General features: G+C 59.9%; 5 protein-coding genes and 1 pseudogene. 2 read left to right on the top strand and 4 right to left on the bottom strand.

The genetic code is table 11. The features are described from left to right. Positions 1–182: 182 nt before the first annotated feature. The 3 genes from H7I57_RS08240 to H7I57_RS33450 all read right to left on the bottom strand — a co-directional run bounded on the left by H7I57_RS08240 (position 183) and on the right by H7I57_RS33450 (position 4534). A complete protein-coding gene (locus H7I57_RS08240; RefSeq protein WP_264022914.1) occupies positions 183–1760 on the bottom strand; it encodes an AMP-binding protein in 1578 nt (525 codons plus the stop codon). Positions 1761–2292: 532 nt separating this feature from the next. Beyond that, positions 2293–3390, bottom strand: a complete 1098-nt coding sequence (locus tag H7I57_RS33455) for an acyl-CoA dehydrogenase family protein (protein WP_264022913.1) — start codon at positions 3388–3390, stop codon at positions 2293–2295. Beyond that, positions 3383–4534, bottom strand: a complete 1152-nt coding sequence (locus H7I57_RS33450) for an acyl-CoA dehydrogenase family protein (RefSeq protein WP_264022912.1) — start codon at positions 4532–4534, stop codon at positions 3383–3385. The genes H7I57_RS33455 and H7I57_RS33450 overlap by 8 nt, the downstream gene beginning before the upstream one ends. Before the next feature lie 362 nt (positions 4535–4896). On the opposite strand from H7I57_RS33450, the gene H7I57_RS08225 reads away from it, so the two are divergent. Together H7I57_RS08225 and H7I57_RS08220 are read left to right on the top strand one after the other, a co-directional pair. Further along, positions 4897–5673, top strand: coding sequence for an SDR family NAD(P)-dependent oxidoreductase (locus H7I57_RS08225; RefSeq protein WP_264022910.1), 777 nt, complete (start codon positions 4897–4899; stop codon positions 5671–5673). Between the two features lie 65 nt (positions 5674–5738). Next, a complete protein-coding gene (locus tag H7I57_RS08220; RefSeq protein ID WP_443678328.1) occupies positions 5739–7466 on the top strand; it encodes an acyl-CoA dehydrogenase family protein in 1728 nt (575 codons plus the stop codon). Between the two features lie 162 nt (positions 7467–7628). Here H7I57_RS08220 and H7I57_RS08215 read toward each other — a convergent pair. After that, a pseudogene (locus H7I57_RS08215) lies at positions 7629–7796 on the bottom strand (integrase core domain-containing protein); the annotation flags it as partial. Between the last annotated feature and the right edge of the window lie 89 nt (positions 7797–7885).

The raw sequence follows: 7885 nt of genomic DNA, 5'->3' as shown, positions 1-7885 counted from the left end.
CGTCGGCATCGAGATCATCAGGCACACCCCATGATCCCCTACACCCGCCACCGGCCCAGGCACCCCGCCCGGCGTGTTACTGACCCACGCTCCTAGGTGAATGGTGTAAAGACCAAATCCGCCTTCGACGCCCGAAGCCGGTGTCCGCTGCTGCACTCGAACGAAGCACTGCTATGAAAACTTCAATCGCTGCGGGCCCTCCACAGTTCGCGGAGCCGCGGTTTGATGACTTTCATACTCGAGTTACGCGGTAGCTCGTCGACAAAGTGCACATAGCGTGGAACCTTGAAATTGGCCATGCGTTCACGCGCCCAGCTGATCAGCGCTTGCTCCGTAAGATTCTTTCCGACGACAAATGCTGCCCCCACCTCACCCATGCGCTCATCGGGAACGCCGATCACCGCTACGTCGGACACCTCCGCATGCTGGCCCATGACGCGCTCGACCTCAGCGGGATAGACGTTGAAACCGCCGACGATGTACATATCCTTCTTTCGGTCGACGATCTTGAGAAAGCCTCGCGCATTCATGATCCCGATGTCGCCGGTATGCAACCATCCGTCCACGTCGATCACTTCGGATGTGGCTGCGGGATCTCCCCAGTAGCCTCGCATCACGTTGTAACCGCGTACTAACACCTCACCGGGTTCGCCCGCGGGTACCTCGGTCCCGACCTCGTCGACAAGCTTGATCTCGATGTCGCGCGCCGGACGGCCGACGGAGTCAGCGATGTCTTCCATGGCGTCGCCGGGCGCAGAATTCGTCGCCAACGAAGTCGCTTCGGTGAGACCGTAAGCCGATAGCACCACACTGACGCCGAGCTCGTCGCGCACCTGCGCGTATAGCGGCGGAGGGACGTTCGCGGCTCCACATGCGGCGACACGCATCCGGGAAAGATCGAATTCTTGACGGCGTGGATGTCGAATCAGATCAGCGAATAGCGTCGGCGGGCCGAGCAGTATTGACACCCGCTCATCCGACAGGATTCGCAATACTGAGTCGGCATCGAACATCGCTTTCGGAATCGCACAGACTCCGTTCAGCATGCACGCCATCCACCCACACTTGTATCCGAATGTGTGAAAGAACGGTGGGATCACAAGATACCGATCGCCGGGCCTGAATGTCAGAACGTCGGCTAGGTAGCCAAACGCCCGAAGCGATTGGCCGTGTGTCAGCATGACGCCCTTCGGCGCTCCGGTCGTACCTGACGTGAACATGATGTCTGAAAGGTTGTTCGGGCCCACCGCTGCGATGCGCGCACGGGCCTCCGCCTCGTTGACTGCCGCAGCGCCAGCTATATAGTCGCTCCACGTCACCGCGTGTTCGTCTGACCCCGAACCAATCAAAACTATGGGTACTTCGACTCTTTCGGCTTGAAGCATGGAAATGTAGTCGTTACCGGCAAACCCTGAAACCATCAACACCCCTTTCGCGTCAGTCTTGCGCAGGATGTACGCCGCCTCAGCACCCTTGAACCGCGTGTTGAGCGGTACCAGGATTCCGCCCGCGCCGAGCACGCCAAGCGCGGCCACAATCCAGTCGGCGCTGTTTGGTGCCCAAATTGCTACCCGATCACCGGGTCCGACCCCGAATGCGATGGCTGCGCGAACCGACTCGATCATTCGTTGTGCTACCTCTGTAAAGGTCCAACGCACTTGGGCATCAACATCGACGATCGATTCGGCGTCACCAAAACGTTCCGCGCTTGCCAACACCATCCGCGGAATACTGATGAACTCCAGATCGTGGCGCCTCATGGCTGCGGTCTATGTGCGAGTAGGTAGTTCCGGCCGCCGTCCGCACGACCAACAGATGCGATTGCGGTTGGAAGGCGAGATGACGCACGTGGGCAGATGCACTCGCGCGCCGAGACTTGTCGGCGCTGGCGACATCGGGCGCCATTTGTCAGGCCCAGATACCCCATCGAGACCACCGAGGCGCGCCGGTAAGAACGCTGCTGACTGGCTCGTCGCGAGGCGGTCGCCGCAGGTCTCATGACCGAGGGTGACTTGACGAGCCGTCGATCCTTGGCAGACTGCGAACGACGCCCCGACCTTTCAACACATGACGCGATAGTGCCGACACAACCTTCAGAACCTAATCGGCGACTCTGCCTGCGTAGTTTTCTCATTCTTCTCGACAGAAACAGATCTACCCGGCGCTGGCACATCTGGGTTTCCTCAGGATGAGTCGTGTCAGCAACCTTCGGCGATGACGTGGTGCATCGTGTCACCGTCAAGCTTCTATGGACACGGGTCAGCAGCCCTGCCGCCGATATGCGGCCAGTACTCAGCAATTCTCGGACCGGGCAAGAAGTAACCGCCCGGCCAACAGGTGCAAGTCTGCGGGGGACCCCTGCTGGGCGGCGAGCGAAAGCGCCCGCTTGAAGAAGTGATTAAGAGAGTGTTCGACTGTGTAACCGATTCCGCCGAGCACCTGCAGGACCGTCTCGCAGGCTGATACCGATTGCGCCCCCGCACGCGCCTTGGCAGTTACGGAGATCATCACGCGCTCGGCGTCGTCCACGTCCGACATTTCGGTGGAGGACAGATCCATCAGATTGACCAATGACCGCGTGGCAACGGCGATGTCCGCGAGCATATGTTGGACGGCTTGGAAGCTGCCGATCTTGCGTCCGAACTGTTCTCTTTCGCGAGCGTAATCGACCGCAAAGGTCAGGACCCGTTCGGTGATCCCAGCCAAGTACTCAGCTGCGCCGAACCTGTTCCATGCGCGCAGGTTCGCCGCCAAGGCCTCGTTGTCCGAGTCAAGCATCTGCTCATCGGAGATCTGGCAATCGAACGCCACGTCACCCACAGACTGGCACGGATCGACGCTGCGCAACTGCTGCACCTGGACTCCCGGATGGGAACTCGGTAGGACGAGCAGTCGCTCGGGGCCGGTTTGGGAGGACGCGTGGACGAGGAAAACTTCTGCGTCTGGAGCGCCGAGTACACATCGCAGACTTCCCCGTAACCTTCCGCCATCGAGTTCGATAGCGGGGCCGCTGCCAAGTCCGGCAAGGTCGTGGCAGGCGTCAACGGTAACAACTATCGAACCTCGCAGATCGCCGAGCGCCTTCGTTCGCACTATCGGGCTGTTCAGCAGAAGTGGCACTGTCAGTACTTGTTCCACGAGTGGACCAGGGGTCAGGTATGAGCCGGCGAGGCGGATCAAGCGCGACGCATGGGAGGCCGGCAGCCCGAGTCCGCCCTGCGCAGGATCGGTGATCAAATCGAACCACCCAAGTGCTTCGAGATGCGGCCGAACTGAATTCCAGCGTCCGATGAGCGGTTGCGTCTCCAGGCCCGTCGGAAGGGGAAGTTCGGTCTCAAGAACTCGACGACTGGCCTCGACAAGTTCGGCGGACGTCAAGGTGTCAGTCACGAGGCATCCCTAGGTGGCGTTGGGCGATGATGTTGCGCTGTATTTGCTGCGTGCCGCCGTAGATCGAACAGGCGCGTGAGTAGAGGTAGTCCCGCAGCGCGGTTCCGACGGACGCGCCGCGAGTTTCGGCGTCCCAGGCGCTGACCGACCGGCCGAGGAGGTCACGGAGACAGTGGCCGACCTGCTGTTCTACGTTGGTCAGCACGGTCTTGTCGATGGACTCGTCGCCGGGCGCACTTTCCTCCACCTCTAGCCGTTTGAGAATCGCCCAGGTCTGAGCGCGCAGTGTGCGCAGCGCTGTCTCGGCCACCCCGATACCCGCCACAAGGTGTTCAGGTAGATCCTGCGGCCGTTCGAGGTGGTCCAATGCGCGGTGAAAAGAATTGGTGAGATCAGCGCGCCGACGAACGGCGAAGGTGCCGCGTTCGTGGGAAAGGGTGTCCATGGCAATCGTCCAGCCGGCACCAAGATCACCCAACAGGTTTGACGCGGGCACGCGCACGTTATCAAAGAAGACTTCGTTGAACTCCGTGTCCCCCGTCAGCTGGACCAACGGGCGAACCGTGATTCCAGGATCATTCATATCGGCGAGTAGGTACGAGATGCCGCGATGTTTCGGAACCGAAGAGTCAGTGCGCGCCAGGACAGCACACCACGACGCCTGTCGCGCGTGCGTGGTCCAGACTTTTTGACCGTTGATGATGAAGTCGTCGCCTTCGCGGACTGCGCGGGTGTTCAGTGATGCGAGATCGGAGCCTGCCCCAGGTTCAGAGAACCCCTGGCACCAGATATCCTCGCCTGAAAGTAATTTCGGCAGCAGCGTGGCCCGCTGCTCGGGCGTGCCAAACCGACCTATAGAGGGTCCAACGACCTCAAGCCCGACAAGGCCCGCTGGGTGGGGAGCGTGTGCTCGGTCGAGTTCCTCGATCACGACCAGTTGATGGCGCACAGATAGTCCTTGGCCACCCCAGTCGCGCGGCCAGTTCACTCCGAGGTACCCAGCTTTATAGAGAACGCCCTGCCACTCGCGTAGCGCCGAGAACTGCTCATCCTCCGAGTCGAGGACCTCGGGGAGCGGGGCTCGCCCAAGCCATGACCGGAAGCTGTCGCGATAGTCGTCGAACTCCTCAGTTGTGACGGTCACGCGCCGTGATCCGCTCGCTGAACCCCCGGGACGGTGCCGGATTCTGATTCACGCCCCGATCGATTGTGCATCACTAGCGCTCCTTCCTCTTGCCTGTACACCGTAGCGCATTATAGGAACAAGCTATTATATGATTAATCTAAACGATCGGAGCGGACGTGTTGGCGTGACATTTCAACTGCTGGGCCAGAACCCTGTAGAGACAGGCGCAGGAAGCAGCGAACTGGATTCGGAGCCTCGCGGTGCCGCTACGTGGGCCGGGAACGGGACTTGTTCTGTTGCATCGACTTGCCTACGGCGCTCACCCCGGTGACTGCGCTCAAAGGCGTGCATGTGTCCACATCAAATCACTGGATGGATCGATGACGGAGGAGACGGTGTCGGAGAATCTCTCAATGTTCGACCTCAGCGGGCGGACCGCGCTGATCACCGGAGGGAGCCGCGGGTTAGGCCGGTCGATGGCATTCGGGCTCGCCCGTGCGGGCGCCGATGTCGTCATTGCCAGCCGTGACCAGTCGTCCTGTGACGCCACCGCCAAGGAGGTCAGTCAGGCAACAGGCAGACATGCACTCCCGATTGCGTGTCATGTTGGCGATTGGACAGCAGTCGACAACCTCGTCGAGCGCACTTATGCAGAATTCGGACAGCTCGACATCCTCATCAACAATGCGGGCTCATCACCGATTGTCGAAGACGTTGCCACGGTCCCGGAGGCGTTGTTCGACAAGATCCTGGCGGTAAACCTCAAGTCCGTCTTCCGCCTGACGTCGATCATCGGTTCGCGGATGGCGGCCGGCACTGGAGGATCGATCGTGAATATCGGTTCCACCGTGGTAGAGCACCCCGACCTAAAAGCGATACCTTACGCAGCGGCAAAAGCCGGTGTTGAGACGCTGACGGCGGCGTTTGCGCAACTCTTCGGACCGAAGGTCAGAGTCAACTGCGTCCGCGCGGGCGCGTTCCTGACAGACATCAGCAAGAGCTGGCCCGACGAGTGGTTTGAACAGGTTGCACCAACCTACGCCCTTGGTCGCGCAGGGAACCCCGACGAAATGGTCGGCACGGTGCTGTACCTCGCGAGCAGTGCTTCGAGCTATACCACTGGCGCGGTAGTGGTTGTGAATGGGGGGATCCCGTGAACTCCCGAGGCTCCCTATTGATCTCTCGGCGCGATCTCGAATTCGTCCTCTTCGAGTTTCTGCGCGTGGATGAACTCACGAGAACGGAGCGCTACGAGCAACATTCACGCGCGACATTCGATGCGATACTCGATCTCAGTGCAGATATTGCCGAGCAACACTTCGCCTCGCACAATCAGTCCAACGACACCATTGAACCGAAGTTGGTTGATGGTGTCGTGGAGGTCAACCCGGATATAAAGAAGGCACTCAAGGTACTGAGTAGAAGCGGTTTGATGGCCGCGACCTTCGACGAGGAGGTCGGCGGTCTGCAGCTTCCCGAGACGATCGCCGGTGCCTGCTGGATGTGGTTGCTAGCGGCGAACTCGACTACGACGGCGTATCCGATGCTTGCATTAGGAGGCGCCAATCTGCTTCTTGCGCATGGCACGCCAGACGACGCGCGCGAATTTGTCGATCCAATGATCGAGGGACGGTTCCTGGGGACAATGTGCCTGTCTGAGCCCCAAGCGGGCTCATCGCTCGGCGCTATCCGTACCAGGGCGGTTCCCGACGAAGGCCGTGTGCACAGGCTGTTTGGCCAGAAGATGTGGATCTCGGGTGGCGACCACAATCTCACCGAGAATATCGTGCACCTTGTTCTCGCACGAATCGACGGAGGACCGGAAGGCAGTAAGGGTCTATCTCTATTCATTGTTCCGAAGACACTGTCGGACAACGGTCATGATGCGCAACGAAATGATGTCGTGTGTGTCGGACTCAATCACAAGATGGGGTTTCGAGGAACATCCAATGCGGTACTGAGCTTTGGTGACGGCGAATATCAACCAGACGGGCGCCCCGGCGCCGTGGGCTACCTCGTCGGCGAGGCCGGTCGCGGCCTCAGTTATATGTTCCACATGATGAACGAATCTCGGATCGGCGTCGGAGCATGCGCCACGGCACTCGGCTACACAGGCTACCTTCACGCACTCGACTATGCGCGCACTCGAGAGCAGGGCCGGAGGTTAACCGACGACGGGGACGACGAAGCCGAGATTCCGATTATCGAGCACCCAGACGTGAAGCGCATGCTGCTTGCCCAGAAGTCGTATGTTGAAGGCGCATTGGCATTGAACATGTACTGCCGCATGCTGCTCGACGAACGTCGCACCGCTGTTGATCCCGATGAAGTCGCAGAGAAGAACAGCTTGCTGGGAATTTTGACTCCGATCGTCAAGAGTTGGTCGGCGCAGTGGTGTCTCATCGCGAACGACCTAGCCATCCAGGTGCACGGCGGCTACGGATATACGCGGGATTATCCGGTGGAGCAGTTCTACCGAGATAACCGCCTCAATCCGATCCACGAAGGCACTCATGGCGTTCAGGCGCTGGATCTGCTCGGGCGCAAAGTGTTTCAAGGTGATGGTTTTGATCTGCTGATGTCACGAGTTCGCGCAACGATCGACCGTGCCGCTGCGGCCGGTAGCGAGTGCGTGGAGTTCGCTGAGCAGCTAGCCGAGTACGTCGAGCGGATTGAGGCATGCACGGCGCTGCTCCGGCGCTGTCGTGACAAGGAGGCGGCACTCGCCAACGCCACGCCCTACTTGGAGGTCCTTGGGCACATAGTAATCGGGTGGATCTGGCTAGAACAGGTTCTCTGTGCCGATGGCCGCACAGGCGACTTCTACGAGGGCAAGCGACAGGCTGCTCGGTATTTTTACAGCTACGAGATGCCGACCGTGAGCTACCGTATCGGTTTTCTGGAGAGTCTTGATCGGACAACGATCGAGATGGCTGTGGAATGGTTTTGATCGCTCATCCCACGGACCTGCATTATCCGATGAAGAACCAGCGAGACTGTCCGGGCTACACCGCGTGCATGTATTCGGCCGGCCTCGTTCGGCAAATCGACTTCTCCCCGCGTTGGATAAGAGCTGATCGAGGTGAGGGGGACCCGTTTGGTGGTCCAGTCGCTATGCGAACTTGGGTTGGTGGGTCGTGGTCCACTGTAGGGCGAATTCGGCTGGGGTGAGTTCGCCGTGGGCGGAGTGGGGTCGGTTGGCGTTGTAGTCGGCCCGCCAGTCTTCGATGATGACGCGGGCTTCGCGCAGCGAGTCGAAGCGCCATGAGTTGTGGCATTCCCCCGAGACCGTGGAGGCATCAGCTATAAGGAGTAGCGATGTCAGAGAAACGGAAGAAGTACGACCGGGAGTTCCGTGAGGGGGCTGTT

Origin of the sequence: Mycolicibacterium pyrenivorans (genome assembly GCF_025821625.1) — a bacterium.
Lineage (GTDB): Bacteria > Actinomycetota > Actinomycetes > Mycobacteriales > Mycobacteriaceae > Mycobacterium > Mycobacterium pyrenivorans.
Note: the sequence above shows the minus strand (reverse complement) of the source record. Positions and strands in the feature narration are given on the sequence as shown.

What these genes read in the sequence shown, in the direction of transcription:
- H7I57_RS08240 (WP_264022914.1), bottom strand. Translation starts at nt 1,760, where the DNA reads ATGAGGCGCCACGATCTGGAGTTCATCAGTATTCCGCGGATGGTGTTG.
- H7I57_RS08225 (WP_264022910.1), top strand. Translation starts at nt 4,897, where the DNA reads ATGACGGAGGAGACGGTGTCGGAGAATCTCTCAATGTTCGACCTCAGC.